13 protein-coding genes and 1 tRNA gene are annotated in these 16,404 nt (G+C 69.4%); 11 read left to right on the forward strand and 3 right to left on the reverse strand.

The genetic code is table 11. The annotated features are described in order from the left end of the window. Positions 1-101 precede the first annotated feature (101 nt). From FLL47_RS07170 to FLL47_RS07180, 3 genes are all read left to right on the forward strand, one after another. On the forward strand, positions 102-2,702 hold the full coding sequence (locus FLL47_RS07170) for a glycoside hydrolase family 9 protein (protein ID WP_144119630.1): 2,601 nt from the start codon (positions 102-104) through the stop codon (positions 2,700-2,702). Positions 2,703-2,923: 221 nt separating this feature from the next. After that, the gene (locus tag FLL47_RS07175) at positions 2,924-4,495 is read left to right on the forward strand and encodes a DUF4139 domain-containing protein (protein ID WP_144119631.1); all 1,572 of its coding nucleotides are present in this window, start codon (positions 2,924-2,926) and stop codon (positions 4,493-4,495) included. Positions 4,496-4,597: 102 nt separating this feature from the next. Then, positions 4,598-6,460 (forward strand): hypothetical protein, encoded by a 1,863-nt coding sequence (locus FLL47_RS07180; protein ID WP_144119632.1) that lies wholly within the window; start codon positions 4,598-4,600, stop codon positions 6,458-6,460. A gap of 55 nt (positions 6,461-6,515) precedes the next feature. Here the strand turns inward: FLL47_RS07180 and FLL47_RS07185 are convergent, their stop codons facing one another. Beyond that, on the reverse strand, positions 6,516-7,448 hold the full coding sequence (locus FLL47_RS07185; RefSeq protein WP_144119633.1) for a metallophosphoesterase family protein: 933 nt from the start codon (positions 7,446-7,448) through the stop codon (positions 6,516-6,518). A 101-nt stretch (positions 7,449-7,549) separates the two neighbouring features. Between FLL47_RS07185 and FLL47_RS07190 the strand changes: the two genes are divergently transcribed. From FLL47_RS07190 to FLL47_RS07225, 8 genes are all read left to right on the forward strand, one after another. Then, a complete protein-coding gene (locus FLL47_RS07190; protein WP_144119634.1) occupies positions 7,550-9,868 on the forward strand; it encodes a thiamine pyrophosphate-dependent enzyme in 2,319 nt (772 codons plus the stop codon). 196 nt (positions 9,869-10,064) lie between these two features. Further along, complete coding sequence (locus tag FLL47_RS07195) at positions 10,065-10,508, forward strand: DUF3052 domain-containing protein (RefSeq protein WP_144119635.1); 444 nt, start codon at positions 10,065-10,067, stop codon at positions 10,506-10,508. A gap of 95 nt (positions 10,509-10,603) precedes the next feature. Then, complete coding sequence (locus FLL47_RS07200) at positions 10,604-11,062, forward strand: peroxiredoxin (RefSeq protein WP_144119681.1); 459 nt, start codon at positions 10,604-10,606, stop codon at positions 11,060-11,062. Positions 11,063-11,188: 126 nt separating this feature from the next. Further along, a tRNA-Val gene (locus tag FLL47_RS07205) sits at positions 11,189-11,263 on the forward strand. A 256-nt stretch (positions 11,264-11,519) separates the two neighbouring features. Continuing rightward, positions 11,520-12,149: a hypothetical protein gene (locus FLL47_RS07210; RefSeq protein WP_144119636.1), complete on the forward strand. Its 630-nt coding sequence runs from the start codon at positions 11,520-11,522 to the stop codon at positions 12,147-12,149. A gap of 174 nt (positions 12,150-12,323) precedes the next feature. Continuing rightward, positions 12,324-12,764, forward strand: coding sequence for a DUF4259 domain-containing protein (locus FLL47_RS07215; RefSeq protein ID WP_144119637.1), 441 nt, complete (start codon positions 12,324-12,326; stop codon positions 12,762-12,764). Between the two features lie 515 nt (positions 12,765-13,279). After that, positions 13,280-13,945 carry a hypothetical protein gene (locus FLL47_RS07220; RefSeq protein ID WP_144119638.1) on the forward strand — a complete coding sequence of 222 codons (666 nt, stop codon included), beginning with the start codon at positions 13,280-13,282 and terminating at the stop codon, positions 13,943-13,945. Positions 13,946-14,307: 362 nt separating this feature from the next. Next, on the forward strand, positions 14,308-15,309 hold the full coding sequence (locus FLL47_RS07225; RefSeq protein ID WP_144119639.1) for a DUF3592 domain-containing protein: 1,002 nt from the start codon (positions 14,308-14,310) through the stop codon (positions 15,307-15,309). A 218-nt stretch (positions 15,310-15,527) separates the two neighbouring features. Here the strand turns inward: FLL47_RS07225 and FLL47_RS07230 are convergent, their stop codons facing one another. Together FLL47_RS07230 and FLL47_RS43565 are read right to left on the reverse strand one after the other, a co-directional pair. Further along, positions 15,528-15,989 carry a DUF4265 domain-containing protein gene (locus FLL47_RS07230; RefSeq protein WP_186315594.1) on the reverse strand — a complete coding sequence of 154 codons (462 nt, stop codon included), beginning with the start codon at positions 15,987-15,989 and terminating at the stop codon, positions 15,528-15,530. A 221-nt stretch (positions 15,990-16,210) separates the two neighbouring features. Continuing rightward, the coding region (locus FLL47_RS43565) for a hypothetical protein (protein WP_222105989.1) at positions 16,211-16,404 on the reverse strand (194 nt) is incomplete at its 5' end.

The raw sequence follows: 16,404 nt of genomic DNA on the forward strand, positions 1-16,404 counted from the left end.
GGCGATTGACACTCCGGAAACGCGGCGGCAATAATTCATGGGCGCAGATGGGAGCGCTCCCAGCATTTGTGGCGCATTCTGGCTGCTCACGCCCGCTTTCGATGCAACACCGATCGCTCCATCGAAAGGAACCCCCAGTGCGTAGACCCGTGCTGATCGCGCTGGCCGCCGTGGCCGGGCTCGTGTCGACGAGCCTGACCGCCGCCGCCGCCTCGGCTGATCCCCCCGAGCAGATCGTCAACGGCACCTTCACCTCCGGCCACGCCCCCTGGTGGGGGACCGGCAACATCACGCTCGACTCCAGCAGCGGGCAGCTGTGCGCCGACATCCCGGGCGGCACCGTGAACCCGTGGGACGTGATCATCGGGCAGGACAACATCCCGCTGGTCGCCGGAGAGACCTACAGCTACACGTTCACCGCGAGCGCGACCCCCGACAAGGTCGGCAAGGCGCTCATCCAGCTGCCGGTGGACCCGTGGACGCAGTTCCTCGCCGCGAATCCGCTGATGACCGGCACTGCCACCGGCTACTCGTACACCTTCACCGCGCCCGTCTCCCTTCCGAACGCGCAGGTGGCGTTTCAGATCGGTGGCAGTGCCTCCCCCTGGCGGATCTGCCTCGACGACATCTCCCTCAAGGGCGGCGCCGCGCCCGAGGTCTACCAGCCCGACACCGGCCCCCGGGTGCGGGTCAACCAGGTCGGCTACCTGACCAAGGGCCCGAAGAACGCCACCGTGGTCACCGAGGCGACGGCAGCCCTGCCCTGGCAGCTCAAGAACGCCGGCGGGGCCGTGGTCGCCAGTGGCGACACCACCCCGCGCGGTGTGGACGCCAGCTCCGGCCAGAACGTCCACTCGATCGACTTCAGCGGGTACGCGGTCGCGGGCGCCGGCTACACCCTGGTCGCCGACGGCGAGACCAGCCGCCCGTTCGACCTGGCCGGCAACCTCTACGCCGGGCTGCGCGACGACGCGCTGAAGATGTTCTACACCCAGCGCTCGGGCGTCGAGATCCTGGACGGCCTGCGGCCCGGCTACGGCCGCCCGGCGGGCCACGTCGGCGTCGCGCCGAACAAGGGCGACACCTCCGTGCCGTGCCAGCCGGGCGTCTGCGACTACTCGCTGGACGTCTCCGGCGGCTGGTACGACGCCGGTGACCACGGCAAGTACGTCGTCAACGGCGGTATCTCGGTGTTCCAGCTCGTCAACGAGTTCGAGCGCGGCAAGTGGGCCGCCACCGCCCAGCCCTTCCCCGACGGCCAGCTGAACCTGCCGGAGAGCGGCAACGGCGTGCCGGACATCCTCGACGAGGCCCGCTGGCAGCTGGAGTTCCTGCTGAAGATGCAGGTCCCGGCCGGTGAGCCGCTGGCCGGCATGGCCCACCACAAGATCCACGATGCCGAGTGGACCGGCCTGCCGCTGCTGCCGCACCTCGACGACAAGGTGCGCGAGCTGCACCCGCCGTCGACCGCCGCGACGCTGAACCTGGCCGCCGCGGCGGCGCAGGCGGCCCGCGTGTACGCCCCGTACGACGCGGCCTTCGCGGCCCGCAACCTGGCCGCGGCCCGCACCGCGTACGCGGCGGCGCTGGCCCACCCGGCGATCTACGCCAGCCCGTCCGACGGCACCGGCGGCGGCACGTACGACGACGTCGTCGTGACCGACGAGTTCTACTGGGCGGCCGCCGAGCTCTACCTGACCACGGGGGAGAGCCAGTACCAGGCCGCGGTGACCGGCTCGCCGCTGCACACCGCCGACGTGTGGAGCAGCAACGGCTTCGGCTGGCAGTCGCTGGCCGCGCTGGGCCGCCTCGACCTGGCCACGGTGCCCAGCGCGCTGCCCGGCCGGGCAGCGGTACGCGCCTCGGTGGTGTCCGGCGCGGAGGAGTACCTGGCCGCGATCGAGGCGCACCCGTACGGCGTGCCGTACCAGCCGGCGAACAACTCCTACGACTGGGGCTCCAACAGCCAGATCGCCAACAACCTGGTGGTGCTCGCGGCGGCGTACGACCTCACCGGCCAGGACCGGTTCGCCGACGCGGTGACCCAGGGCGCGGACTACCTGTTCGGCCGCAACGCGCTGAACATGTCCTACGTGACCGGCTACGGCGAGGTGCACGCCAAGAACCAGCACAGCCGCTGGTACGCGCACCAGCTCAACCCGGACCTGCCGAACCCGCCGAAGGGCACCCTGTCCGGCGGCCCGAACTCGTCCATCCAGGACCCGCTGGCGCAGCAGAAGCTGACCGGCTGCGTCGGGCAGTTCTGCTACATCGATGAGATCGACTCGTGGTCCACGAACGAGCTGACCATCAACTGGAACGCCCCGCTGGCCTGGGTGGCCGCTTTCCTCGCGGGCCAGGGTGACGGCGCTGCCACACCCGCGTCCACGTGCAAGGTGACCTACACCAAGCACGCCCAGTGGCCGGCCGGGTTCAACACCCAGATCACCGTCAAGAACACCGGCTCCGCCCCGATCAGCGGGTGGACGCTGCGCTGGTCGTTCCTGGGCGCGCAGTCGGTCGGCGACGTCTGGAGCGCGTCGGTCGCGCAATCCGGTGCGACGGTCAGCGCGACGAACCTCGCCTGGAACAAGGTCATCGCACCCGGCAAGTCGGTGACCTTCGGGTTCATCGGCGACGTCGCGAGCGGCCCCAACCCGGACCCGGCCCTGTTCACCCTGAACGGCGCCGCCTGCTCCTGATTCCTCCCAGCAGAACGGGGCGGTCGCGGCACCCAGCCGCGGCCGCCCCGCCCCATTGGGGCGCTTCCCTTACAGCGGTTTGGGTAGCCTCGTTTCATGAGCGAACGATTTACGGGACGGTCAGACCGACGGGGGACACGGCGGGGTGCGGGCGTGCGCGAGCGCAGCGGGCGAAGCGGGTCACGGGTCGTCGCTGCCGACGAGCGCGGCGAGGAGCAGGCATGAGCCTCAGCGCGGAAGGCCTCGACCTGGTCGACGCCCCGATCGTGGCGGTCACGGTGTTCCCGGACCGAGCGCGGGTGACCCGCCGCGCCATGGTGACCCTGACGCCCGGCGAGCACCGCGTCCCGTGTGGACCGCTGCCGCTGAACCTGCTGCGCGACTCGGTGCGGGTTTCCGGGCACGGCCCGGCGGCCGTCGCCGGGGTGAACGTGGTGACCCGGCGCGAGCCGGTGACGTCGCACAAGACCGTCACCACGCTGGAGGCGGAACTGCGTGAGATCGAGGCGGCGATCGCGGTCCTCGACGACACCGACAAGGTGGCGACCGCCCGTGAGCGCTTCCTGGGCCGGCTGGCGATGCGCGGCGCGGGGGCGCTGGCCACGGGCGAGCCGACGGCGGCGAACCGGTTCGCCGACGGGCTGGACGAGCAGCTCACCGCGATCCATGCGGGTCGCCGCGGCCGCGAACGCGAGCGGCTGGAGCTGCACCGCCGCCGGACGGCGACCGAGCGCCGGTTGACGGACCTGCGCGGCAGCACCCGGCCGGACCGGCTGGCCGCCGAGATCCTGCTGGAGGTCGACGAGGCCGGAGAGATCGAGCTGGAGCTGTCCTACGTGGTGCCCGGTGCGAGCTGGAGCAGCGGCTACGACCTGCGGCTGGCCGGCGAGACGCTGACGCTGACCTGGCACGGCATGATCATCCAGCGTACCGGCGAGGACTGGCCGGAGTGCGCGCTCAAGCTGTCCACGGCCCGCCCGGCGGGCGCGCTCGAGGTGCCCGAACTGGACCCCTGGTACGTCGACGTGATGCGCCCGATGCCGGTCGCCTACGCCGCCGCCGCGATGCCGATGTCCGCCCCGCCGCCACCCGCTCCGGGGGCAGCGCCGATGCAGACGATGATGCCCAAGGCGCGGGCCGCGGTGCGCGACACCAGCGCGACTGTCGAGGAGGGGCCGGTCGCGGCGACGTACACCCCGCTCAAGCCGGTGGCCGTGCCCGCCGACGGCACCGCGCACCGCACCCTCATCGCGCGCTTCGACCTGGCCGCCCGCCTGGACCACATCACCGCGCCGGTACGCGCCGAGGAGGCCACCCTGCGCGCCACCGTGCCCAACACGTCCGGGCACACCCTGCCCGGCGGTGCGGCGGCACTTTTCCACGAGGGCGACTTCGTCGGCTCGACCAGGCTGGAGCCGTGGGCCCCGCAGGAGGAGCGCGAGCTGGCCCTGGGCGTCGACGACCGGGTCCGTGTCGAGCGCGAACTGGTCCGGCGTAACGCGAGCAAGGCCACGCTGGGCTCATCGCGCCGCACCGACGCCGAATACAGGATCACGGTCGCCAACCACAGCCCGCGCCAGGTCACCGTCACCGTGCTCGACCAGCTGCCGGTGTCCCGCGACGCCCAGATCACGGTCAAGGAGCTCAGCGCGAAACCGGAGCCCGCCGAGCGGTCCGATCTCGGCGTCTACACCTGGAAACTCGCCCTGGCCCCGAACTCCACCCAGGAGATCCACTTCGCCCTGCGCGTCGAGTCGGCCAAGGGCGTCGACATCTCCGGCTGGCGCGACTGAGCCACGGCATCGCATCGGTCCGGCCCGATTCGCGGCCGGGCCGATGCCGAACCGTGGCCGTCGCGGGCAGCGCGTGATCAGTCGATTTCGTAGCGTCGGAACATGGCTGCCACCGTCCGCCCCGACCAGGGTGCCGCGCTGCTCACCGCCGCGGTGCCGCTGGCCCTGGCCTGGCTGATCGACCACGGGATCACGATCGCCGACGCGGACTTCGTCGCACAGGGCGCGGTCCTGCCCGGCACGAGCCTGGGCGTGCGCATCCTCATCTGGCTGCCGCTGTGGGCGCTGGCGCTGGCGGCGGGCGTGCTGGTGGCCGCGGGGCGCGAGCGCGGCGTCCTCGTCGCACCGGCGGCCGCGCTGCGCGAAGCGGCTCGGCGGGCCGTCGACATCCTGGCCTGGCTGGTCCCGTACGCGGTCACCGTCGCGGTGCTCTACGCGACGATGCGCTGGCTGGCCTACGGCACCTCGATCTTCCTGGTGGGCCTGCTGGCCCTCGCCTCGCCACTGCTCATCCTGCCGGCACGGGCGCTGCTCGGGCGGTTCCCCGCGCTGCCGCTGCGGCTGTTCGAGAACGCCGGCCGGAGCGCGGCCACCCACGCGGCCGAGCTGCGCAAGGACCGTTCGGCGCCCAGCAGCGACCTGACGTTGCTGCTGATCGTGCCGCTTCCCGTCGCACTGCTGCTGGGCCTGGCCGGGGACCTGCTTTCGGCCGTGCTGCCCGCAGCAGTCGCGCCGCTGATCGTGGGTGTGACGTCGGCATTTCAGCTGCTGGTCGTCTCGGTGCTGGTCGCGCAGCAGGCACGTGCGACAGCGGGGCGTTACCTGCGGCCACGCGCCGACGGTGACCCGGGGCGGGCGGCGGACCTGGCCCTGGTCGACGCCACCCTGTCCCGGCTGGCCGGGCCGCGGGTGCGGTCCGTGCCCCGTGCCTGGCTCGCCGCGTACGCCCTCCCGGCGGTCCTGCTCGCGGCGGCCGCCGTCGTCAATCCAGGCGGGCGACCGGTGCTGGCGACCGCGGACACGGCGCAGTGGCCGAAGGTGGTCGGGCTCGACCCGCAGGGCCTGCCCGTGATCGTGGCCCAGGCGACGGTGACACGTTGCCGGGACCTGCGATGCGCGGTCCGGACCACGGCGGAGATCACCCGTCAGCGGATCGACGCCGCGTCGGTCACGCCGGACGGCGGGGTCGTCGCGCTGCACGTGCCCGGGCTGGGCTACGGCGAGCAGGCTTCGCAGACGCTCACGCTCGTCGAGTGCGACGCCGCGGACCGCTGCGCCGAGCGGCCGCTGCGGCTCGACGTGCCCGACAAATACCTGCTGGCCGTGTCGGTCACGGTCCTGCCCGCGGGCGGGGTGCTGCTGGTCGCCGGGGTCAACGACCAGATGAAGCAACCGGCCGACGATCGGGACGTGGCTGCCTGGCGATGCAAGGCGAGCTGCGCCGAGGTGGCCCTGGACAGCGCCGAGGAGTTCCTGCCCCGGCCGTCGGCCTTCGTGACCGCCTACGACCGGGACGGCGGCGGCCCGATCGTCATGTGGACCGACGGGGGCGGCCAGGACGACGACCCGTCCCGCGCCTACCGTGCCTTCTGCGGGTCCAGGGACTGCGACCGCCTGTACCTGCGACCCGTGCCGGCCGTGTGGCAGGACCTGCCCGGCAGCCCGGACCTGGCAGGCGTGGGCCTGGACGACCGCGGCGATCTGGTGGTGGCGGTGTCCCGGCCGGGACGCCTCAGCTGCTTCGAGTGGTGCATGGGCGGGCCGTCGCTCGATCCGATGGTGCTCTCGGTGGTGCGGTGCCTGGCCGCCGACTGCTCGACGCGTACCGCCGAGGTGCCGTGGCTGCGGCTGGGCCGGTACGACCTGCCGTCCACGCTGGTCACCGCCGGCCCGCGGGGCCCGATCGTCGTGCAGGTCACCGCGGACGGCCCGGTCACGGCGTGCGTGGCGAACTGCGGGCCGTGACGGTCCGCCGCAGGCGCCTGCCGATCCGGGCGCTGCGCCGTCCCGCCGGCTCAGGTCAGTGGCAGGTGCCGCCGCCGAGGTCCGTGAACGTGCTGCCGCCCTGGCCCACGAACTTCCAGGTGTAGGAATCCGGGTAGAGCGCGAGCTTCAGGACGCCGAAGGTGTCGGCGTTGCGGACCCGCGAGTTCGCCGCGATGGTGTCGCTGAAGCCGTTGAGGCCGCCGCCGCCGGTGCCGACGGTGAACTGGCGTACGCCCTTGTCGCGGTCGAGCTCGCCGTCGGGGGTCTGCGGGGCGAACCGCTCGTAGTGGTGGTTGTGCCCGTTGAGCACGACCTCCACCCCGTGGTCGTACAGGATCTGGAAGAACGGCTTCACCCGCGGGTCGGACCCGTGCTTCCAGCCGGACGTGAACAACGGGTGGTGCCACATCGCGACGGTGCACTTCGCGTCGGAGGAGTCCAGCTCCTCCCGCAGCCACTCGGCCTGGTCGCTGTCCTCCTCGCAGTCGACCAGGTCGCAGCTGGAGTTGAGGACCACGACCTGCCAGCCGCCGAGCTCGTACGAGTACCAGCCCTTGCCCTTCTCACCCGCCGCGTCGCCGAAGTACTCGTAGTACGGTTCGCCCTCGTCGGTGCGCATGTCGTGGTTGCCGATGACCGGGCGGGTGCGGTCCTTGTGGCGGCCCCAGTACGGCTCGTAGCACTTCTGGAACTGCTCGGCGGTGCCGGCCACGTAGGCGTTGTCGCCGAGGGTGAACACGGTGCCGGGGATCCGGTCGAGCAGCTTCGCCGTGGCCTCGTCGCCGTCGCTGAGGCAGCTGCCGATGTCACCGGCACCGACCAGCACGGCGGGTTCCTCCGCGGCGGCGGGCGCGCGTTCGGCCGTGGCCGCGTTCGCGGCGGGTTGCTGGGGCGCAAGCGCGGCGAACAGGCCGAGACCTGCGGCGGCGAGCAGAAGACGACGGGCACGGGGGGACCGGTGAGCCATGACGCAGATTATGGGTAAATCTGGATAAATCGTCCATCTTGTGGAGTGGTGTGGCGTGTCCGATCACCGATCCGGGTGGTCGCCCCTGCCCCCTCTGGGTAATGCTGTGCAGCGTGAGCACCTCTCATGATCTCGACGAACGGTTCCGGAGCGCGCTGGCGGCGTGGCCCGCCGGTGGCCCGCCGAACGGCGATCCGCATGCGACGGTGCGCCCCGACAGCGGCCTCACCGGGGCCATGGCCAGGGAACTCTTCGACGCGCAGGTCACCAGTCGGCACCTGGACCTGGCCGCGCGGCGGCTGCGTGCCGACGGCGCCGGGTACTACACCATCGGCTCGGCGGGTCACGAGGGCAACGCGGGCGTCGCCGCTGCCCTGCGCCCCACCGACCCCGCGCTGCTGCACTACCGCTCCGGCGCGTTCTACGCCGCCCGCGCCGGCCAGCTCGCCGAGGGCAAGGTCGACGCCATCCGCGACGTGCTGCGCGGCGTGGTGGCCAGCGCCGCCGAACCCATCGCCGGCGGCCGGCACAAGGTGTTCGGCAGCACCGACCTCAACGTGATCCCGACGACCTCGACCATCGCCTCGCACCTGCCCCGCGCGGTCGGCCTGGCCTTCGCCGTCGAACGGTCCAGGCAGGGCCTGGCCGCCCGGCCGGGGCGGCACGCCGCCGAGTCCGGCGGGCCCGCCCTCGTGCCGCCCGCCTGGCCCCGCGACGCCGTCGTGCTCTGCTCGTTCGGCGACGCCTCCGTCAACCACGCCAGCGCCGTCGCGGCCTTCAACACCGCGGGCTGGTCCGACTTCACCGGGCTGCGGCTGCCGCTGCTGTTCGTATGCGAGGACAACGGGCTGGGCATCAGCGTGCGCTCGCCCGCCGGCTGGGTCGGCACCACGCTGCGCTCGCGCCCCGGCCTGCGCTACTACCACGCCGACGGGTGCGACCTCGCCGACACGTACGCGGTGGCCCGCTCCGCGGTCTCCTGGGTGCGCAGGCACCGCCGCCCCGCCGTGCTGCACCTGCGCACCGTGCGCCTGATGGGCCACGCCGGGGCCGATGCCGAGCTCGCCTACCGCACTCCCGCCGAGATCGAGCACGACCTGACCCTGGACCCGCTGCTGCGCACCGCCCGCCTACTCGTCGACGCGGGGCAGGCCAGCCCGATGGAACTGCTCAGCCGGTACGACGAGATCGGCTGGCGGGTGCAGCAGACCGCCGCCCAGGTCCGCGAGGAGCCGAAGCTCGCCTCCGCCGCGGAGGTCGTCGCCCCGCTGGCCCCGCGCCGGCCGCTGCGCGTCGCCAGGACCATCGCGCGGGCCGGGGAGCGGGCCGCCGGTGCGGCGCTGGCCGAGCGCCACCGGATCTTCGGCGGAAAGCTGCCCGAGCAGGCCGGCCCGCAGACGCTCGCCCAGGCCGTCAACGCCACCCTGTCCGACCTCATGATCAGCCACCCGCAGGCCATGGTCTTCGGCGAGGACGTGGCCCGCAAGGGCGGCGTCTACGGGGTCACCAAGGGCCTGCGCGACCGCTTCGGCCCGGCCCGCGTCTTCGACACCCTGCTCGACGAGACGTCCATCCTCGGCCTGGGACTCGGCGCCGGGCTCGGCGGGCTGCTGCCCATCCCCGAGATCCAGTACCTGGCGTACCTGCACAACGCCGAGGACCAGCTGCGCGGCGAGGCCGCCAGCATGCGCTTCTTCTCCCAGGGCGCCTACCGCAACCCGATGGTCGTACGCATCGCCGGGCTCGCATACCAGAAGGGCTTCGGCGGGCACTTCCACAACGACCACTCCGTCGCCGTGCTGCGGGACATCCCCGGCCTGGTCGTCGCGGTGCCGTCGCGCGCCGACGACGCCGCGGCCATGCTGCGCACCTGTGTCGCCGCCGCCGAGGTCGACGGCACGGTCAGCGTGTTCCTGGAGCCCATCGCCCTCTACCACACCCGCGACCTGCATCAGGATGGCGACGGCGGCTGGCTCAGCCCGTACACCGCACCCGACCGCTGGGCCGACACGCACGTGCCCGTCGGCCGCGCCCGCAGCCACTCCTACGGCACCGGGGACCGACTCACCGTGCTCACCTTCGGCAACGGCGTACGCATGTCGCTGCGCGTCGCCGCGCGTCTCGCCGAAGAGGGCCACGGCTGCCGCGTCGTCGACCTGCGCTGGCTCGCCCCGCTGCCGCTGGCCGACATCGTGCGCGAGGCCGGGGCCACCGGCCGGGTGCTGGTCGTCGACGAGACCCGCCGCTCCGGCGGGGTCGGCGAGGGAGTGCTCGCCGCCCTGGTCGACGCCGGTTATGTCGGCCTCGCCCGGCGCGTCGCCGCCGTGGACACCTTCCTGCCGCTCGGCCCGGCCGCCGACCACGTGCTGGTCGGCGAGGACGCGATCGAGCGCGCCGCGCGTGCCCTGCTGGCCGCCTGAGCGCTCGGACGGCCCCGTAGAGTGCCGCGCGGAGAGGGCCCCGGCCGCGTTTTTGGCGACCCGCCGGGGCCGCCACTTGCGCTGGGCGCTAGAACTGTGTGGACTACCCGCAGTCGGCTGTGACGCCGACGACAATAATCGAGTGACCCCGCAGCGAACTGCGGGTGTCCGGAAAACGAAGAGGAGGCACAAGACAGTGAGCGCGACCGCTGGTCAGGCCGCCGAGGGCGTACGCAGCCTGGCGGACCGGTTCGGCATCGAGCCGGACATGGTGGTCATGGAGATGGGGTACGACGACGACGTCGACGCCGACCTCCGTGACGCCCTGGCCGACGCATGCGGATCAGATCTGGTGGACGAGGACACCGACGAGGTCGTCGACGCGGTCCTGGTGTGGTACCGCGAGGACGATGGTGACCTGGTCGACCTGCTCGTCGACTCCATCGCCCCGCTCGCCGAGAGCGGCGTGGTGTGGCTGCTGACCCCCAAGTCGGGTCGGCCCGGGCACGTCGAGCCCAGCGAGATCAGCGAGGCGGCACCCACCGCCGGACTTACCCAGACTTCCACCCTCAGCGCCGGCAAGGACTGGAGCGCGGCGCGGTTGGTGGCCCCGAAGGCGGCGCGCGCGCCAAAGCGCTGAGCCCCGCCGCCGACGACGAGCGGCCTGCCCCGACCGGCAGGCCGCCAGGCATCCCTGCGATCATGGAAGCTTCACCGATGTGGGGGCAGATCACCATGCCGATCGAAGCCGGCGCGCAGGCGCCCGATTTCGTGCTGAAGGACCAGAACAACCAGGAAGTCAAGCTGTCCGACTTCCGTGGTGCCAAGAACGTGCTGCTGGTCTTCTACCCGCTCGCCTTCACCCGCACCTGCGAGGGCGAGCTGTGCGAGATCCGCGACAACCTCAATGACTTCGTCAACGAGGGCACCCAGGTGCTGTCGATCAGTGTCGACTCGGTGTTCGCGCACAAGGTGTGGGCCACCGAGCAGGGCTACGAGTTCCCGCTGCTGGCCGACTTCTGGCCGCACGGCGGCGTGGCCCAGGCGTACGGCGTCTTCAACGACGATCGCGGCTTCGCCAACCGGGGAACGTTCGTCATCGACAAGGCGGGCGTCGTCCGGTACGCCGAGATGAACCTGCCCGGTGAGGCCCGTGACCAGGACGCCTGGCGCAAGGCGCTCGCGGCGCTCTGAACCGCTTCATGATCACATCCCGGTCCGGTCGGGGTCGGGATGTGATCATTGCGGGTCGAGAAGTCCCGCGAAGACGAGGTCGCCGGTCAGGTAGGATGTGCCGGTTCGTGTCGGCGCAGGCCGAGCGGGCGTGTAGCTCAGCGGGAGAGCATCCGCCTTACAAGCGGAGGGTCGCAGGTTCGAACCCTGCCACGCCCACCACCGGGACCAGGTCATTTGGCCTGGTCCCAACTGCTCTCCGTACCGGGCAGGATCGTCGTTCTCTCGCCGTGGTTGACCGCCGGGAACCGTGTTTCGCCGACTCTTGTCGCACGGATATCGCACGCAAGATCGCTCAGTTGCGGCGGAAGACGATCACCATGGATTGCGCTGCGTCAGCGCAGGTCTGTAAATTCCCGGCGCTTATGTTGCAGGTACGGAGGGCGAGACGTTGCGCGTGACACCGGAAGCAGGACGGGTGGGTGACGTCTGGCGCATGTCTGCGGGGGACCAGGCCGTACGGGTTAAGGGCCTTTCCAAGCGGGAGATCAGGATCGAGGCCCCCGGCCCGCCTCAGGAGTTCGGATGGGCCTTCCCATACGAAGACTGGGACTACACGCTCTACCGCATCCGTGAAGACCTGGGCGAGGTGCACGTTGGGGATTTCGTCCACCTCCATGTCCCCGCTACCGACGTGTACCTGTTGGATGTGAACCTTGACGAGCGGTGGCCCGCGCTTAGCCAGTGGTTCGCGTTCCGTGTCGGGGAGCCCCCCGAGCCCGAACTCGGTGAGGGCGGGCTACGGTTCCACCCGGCCGAAGACGACAGCATGTCTGCGGAGCTGGTGTTTCGACCGTTCTCCATGCTTGATGACGGCATGCGCGTGGACGACGCCGCCAGCAGAGCATGGACCTTCCGCGCGCCGTTCTTCTTCACTGATGACACCGATGCCCGCGGCGTGCCGTCGTGGCCGCTCGAGGTTCCCGGCTCGGCGGAAGCATCGGCACTTCTGAACCACACGAGCCTGGACGTAGAGGTGGCTGCGTTCGAGAAGGCAGCCCGAGTAGATTTTTCGGTGTTCGATGTCGTGTGGCCCGATTGCGACTGAGTCGAACCCTGAACCTACGGATTAGTCGCGGCACGGTCGATGCCGGTTGATGGCGAGGCCATACGGCCCATACTGGTCAGCTGGCGCCGTTTGGCGACGACCCCGTTGCTGTACTTCCGTGCTGTACGGTGGCCACCGTCGTGCATCACGATCATCAGGTAGGTGAGGGCGGGTATGGGCGCATGGGGTGAAGGCCCGTTCGACAACGACTCCGCCGCTGACTGGTGCGGCGACCTCCACGATGCGATGCCTGCAGCCCGCCCGGGCATGGTGAGCGCCGCGCTGGCATTGGCTGCCCACAGCACCGCCTACCTCGACTACGACGACGGCGCTGCAGCAGTAGCTGCAGCCGCGATCGTCGCCTCACGGCTGCCCGGGGGCGCACCGATCACCTCGGCCCACGCACCCGACTTCCTCCTGGCCGGCGAATCCATTGACCTGGACGACGATCTACCGCAGCTGGCCATTGCCGCGCTGGACCGCATCGTCGGGGACCACTCCGAATGGCGGAGCCTGTGGGGTGAGGGTGGTGCCACACGGTTCCCTGAGATCGACAAACTCCGGTCCGTTCTGGCGGGACCGCCCGAGGTCCCCGGCCAGATGGCGTTGCTCTAACTCCAACGTTCCGCACCCGATTACAAGCCGGATCGAGGCTTGCCGATCCAGATCGGATCCTGTCGTCGTCGCAGCCCGCGTGACACCGAACCCCTGTATCGGTCTGGAACGGTACCGTGCGGTTGCTGTCAGGATTTGCTGTCAGGTTGGACGCCCGTACGGCGGCCTTCCGCGCGCACCAGCCGGAGGGTCACAGGTTGGAGCCCTGCCAGACCCCAGCTGGGCCAAGGCAATTTCCTGGCGCCCCCCACCTCAGCAACACCCGCTGCGCGCTCTTACTTAGGTTCGCCGGCGTTGCGGGACGAGCGGGGTAGATTGTGGACACCGTACAGGGCGGTACCCCAGCATTCTGTCGTCGTTCAGTCGGCCGGTCGAAGAGTCAAGAACATGTTGCAGGAGGGCATATGACTTTGACGAGTCCTGGTGCGCAATCAGTACCGTCGACAAGTACCGCCGCTGGCCAGTGGATAAGGAATCCCTTAGGGATAATATCGATATTCTTAGCGCTCACCGAGGTGGCTATAGTCGTCGCAATCACTCAGGCAGCGGGCGGTATACAGATCCTTCTCGCTACTTTCGCAACCGTCTTCCCGATTGGCGTAGCGTCCGCATTCTTCTATATCGTGTGGCACAAGCCGCAGAACTTGTATGGCCCTGGCGACTATACCCATGGCACTTCTGTTACGTCATTTGTTGAGGCGTTAAGTCTTCCCTTGGGACGAAGCGACGCTGCGGTCGAGCTGGCAGTTCGGTCGGCGGTAGAGGCCGCCATCGACCGCGTCGCGAAACCAGGCATAACGCAAATTCAGGTCAACAGTGTAATTGACCAAGCCGTTGAAGTAGCGAAGCAGGATTTGGCTCGGCGAACAATCGAGGTTGAGATTGGCGAGCTGGACTTTGGGTCCGCGAAGAAGATTCTCACCATTCCAGTGGAGGATTCAACCAGAGCCGACCAATTGCTCAATCGCATTTGGTTTGGGATTAAGGATCGAGTGCCAGCCTACACTTACGGGAAAGCCTGGGTTCTTGTCGACTCCAAGGGCCGCGAGTTGGATTCGATTGGCACAAATTGGGCCGCCCAAAACCTCGGGACACGATCCGATAATCGCACTCTTGCCGATGCTGGCATCCCGCTCGACTCCAAGCTGTCTGTGCTCTATAAAGAAAGAATGCCTGTCTGAAAATCGGAAGGTCGGCGGTTCGACCCCGCCCCTGGCCACCAAAGCTCTTCGCCGGGCTTTGTAGCCCCGACCTGTGGAAACGCGGCTCGGGGCTTTTTCGTGCCCGGCTCGGCGAATCACGCTTGAACGTCCGTGACGTACCGCACGTTCCTCATGATCCCCGCGGCGTATCGCACGCAGATCGCACGCAAGATCAAAGAACTTGGACGGTCCCACCGGCATGTCCTCCTGTCCTGACAGGTATGGAACCTGACGAAGTACCGCGATGGTGCTGGCCGAGCAGCGGACCCCCTTGGTCCGGCGGATAGAGTGGCCGCCTTCACCCTGACGTATGGAGCACCGTGACCTGGACTTTTAGGCGCATGATGTGGGGCCTGGCGGTAGCAGCGCTGCTTGGTGTCGCCGCGTTCGCCGCGCACGCATACGGCGCGGAGCAGCGCCAGCAGGTGGTTGACCACGGTCTGCGCTTCCCTGCGAGGGTCGTCGCCACGCATAAGTCACGCTGGGCCGACTCGTCGGATGTCACCTATCGGGTGAATGGCCGCGTTGATCAGGCCCGGCTCTACGGTACGTGGGACGGCAGGCTGGAGATCGGCACGACGATCACCCTCTACCAGGACCCCGATGACCCTTCCCGGCTTGTCACGGCCGACGGCTACGCCACCGACGTAAGCACGATGTGGCCGATGCCGTTGACGGTTTTCGCGGGAGCACTCGCGCTGGCGGCCGTGTCCAGCTGGCTTAGCGCGCTACGCAGACGCAGGTGGGACGCGGTCACGGTGGACCCCGAACCCGAACCCGAACCCGACCCCGACGCGGTGCCGCGCCGTCGCCGGGGTGTGGTGCGCCGGGTCGATGTAGTCACACGCTCCGTGTTCGCTGTGCTGGCCGCCGTCATGGTGGTGATCGTCTGGCTGGCCCCGTGGGACGAATCCCTTGGCCTCGCCGTAGGCATGACGGTCGCCTGCATGGCCGTGATGTACCTGCTCGGCATGGCACACAAGATTGTCGTCACGCCCCAGAGCCTGGCCGTCTTCCAGCGGTTCCGAGTGCATCGCGTGCCACGCCACCTCGTCGAGGCCGTGCGCCTTGTCGACGACGGTGTCCTTGAGTTGAGCGTCCGGGACGCCCAGGTGATCCACATTCCCACCGGTGCGGCGTCGACCTGGGGTGCCCAGCTCAATGGTCGGCCGGCGCAGCTGCGCGCCGCAAACCGGCTACGCCGCCTTCTGGTCGCGGTGCCGCCCGTGGCCAGCGACCGACGGGTCACGACTTCTCCGCGCTACGTGATGATCGTCCTGGCCGTCCTGATCGTGGCGGCGTTCGCCGCCACGATGACGTTTCTGGCCGCGACCGCGAACTGAAGTTCGGCGGATAGGGTCAGCCGAGCGCCCATGTCGCCGGTTCGTGCGCCCAAGACGCACCCTGAACCTACGGATTACTGGCAGTCTGGTCGCTCAAGGCTGGGCAGGCGCATATACGTATGGTTCAGAGCATTTGAGGTCGGCGGAGTGCGGTGGCGTTGCTGTACGTGGCTGCTGTGCAGCAACTGCAGCGTGCATGGATTGGGTCGACATGACCTTCAGGTCCACCAACCTAGCGGCTCTCCACTGGGGTCATAGACATTGCCAAACATCCACTCGGCTACTAACGCAACCGACAGCGCTTGCACATATGACTCGATGGACGAGAAGCCTGCCGTCACGGGAAAAGTGAGCACGAGCATATGGCTGTCGCAGCCATCGACGCTTCCGCCGGCGTGCTTGACCTGACCTTCGATTTGAGCCAACGCCGCAGTTGAAATTCCGCGATGGTACATCTGCACGCAGACGTTGCCTGATCTGCTTACGACTTGGATGGTGGCCGTCGCCTGGTCGTACTGCACGATGTCTCCCGCTGCTGCACCGCCTACGAGCGCGGGCGACAACTTCAATCGCAAGTGGACTTCGGGAAGTGGCTCGACGAGCAATCTTTCGTGAACGGGTGGATCGCCCGAATCTGGCACCACGACGTCAATAGTCCAACATTCGCCAACAGTGGTCACGGCGCTAGGGTGGCACATCGTCTCGCTTAGCTGCCCGGGCCGATGGTGGGCGGGGTGCGACTCCCCGGAGCCCGAGGCTAGTTGCACGGATGTTGCACGCAAGGTCAGGCTGTGTTCTGGTCCGGGAGCGCGGCGGCGCATCCTCAAACTTCCGATTGCTTTCAGGCCGGTTAGTAGCGGTCGGTCATGAGGCTAGAGGTGCAGGTGGGGAACAGCTACGGCTACAGCCTGTCTCGCGGGGTCACGGTCAGGCACCGGTGCGCGATGCGTTCAGTCGTCCTGGACGGCTGTTGCGCGGCGTTCGCGGTGAGCATGTAGGCGTCGTTGCTGGTGAGCTTGTAGCGGCATGGTGAAGCCCTGTCCGCCGGAGGCGGGCAGGGCTTGGTGTTCATGGTGTCGTGGTGGTGTTCACTCT

It is taken from the genome of Catellatospora sichuanensis (genome assembly GCF_007483665.1).
Taxonomy (GTDB): Bacteria; Actinomycetota; Actinomycetes; order Mycobacteriales; family Micromonosporaceae; genus Catellatospora; species Catellatospora sichuanensis.

Excerpts from the sequence above, each read along its gene's own strand:
- FLL47_RS07170 (WP_144119630.1), top strand. The coding sequence starts at position 102 with ATGCAACACCGATCGCTCCATCGAAAGGAACCCCCAGTGCGTAGACCC.
- FLL47_RS07175 (WP_144119631.1), top strand. The coding sequence starts at position 2,924 with ATGAGCCTCAGCGCGGAAGGCCTCGACCTGGTCGACGCCCCGATCGTG.
- FLL47_RS07180 (WP_144119632.1), top strand. The coding sequence starts at position 4,598 with ATGGCTGCCACCGTCCGCCCCGACCAGGGTGCCGCGCTGCTCACCGCC.
- FLL47_RS07185 (WP_144119633.1), bottom strand. The coding sequence starts at position 7,448 with ATGGCTCACCGGTCCCCCCGTGCCCGTCGTCTTCTGCTCGCCGCCGCA.
- FLL47_RS07190 (WP_144119634.1), top strand. The coding sequence starts at position 7,550 with ATGCTGTGCAGCGTGAGCACCTCTCATGATCTCGACGAACGGTTCCGG.
- FLL47_RS07200 (WP_144119681.1), top strand. The coding sequence starts at position 10,604 with ATGCCGATCGAAGCCGGCGCGCAGGCGCCCGATTTCGTGCTGAAGGAC.
- FLL47_RS07215 (WP_144119637.1), top strand. The coding sequence starts at position 12,324 with ATGGGCGCATGGGGTGAAGGCCCGTTCGACAACGACTCCGCCGCTGAC.
- FLL47_RS07225 (WP_144119639.1), top strand. The coding sequence starts at position 14,308 with ATGATGTGGGGCCTGGCGGTAGCAGCGCTGCTTGGTGTCGCCGCGTTC.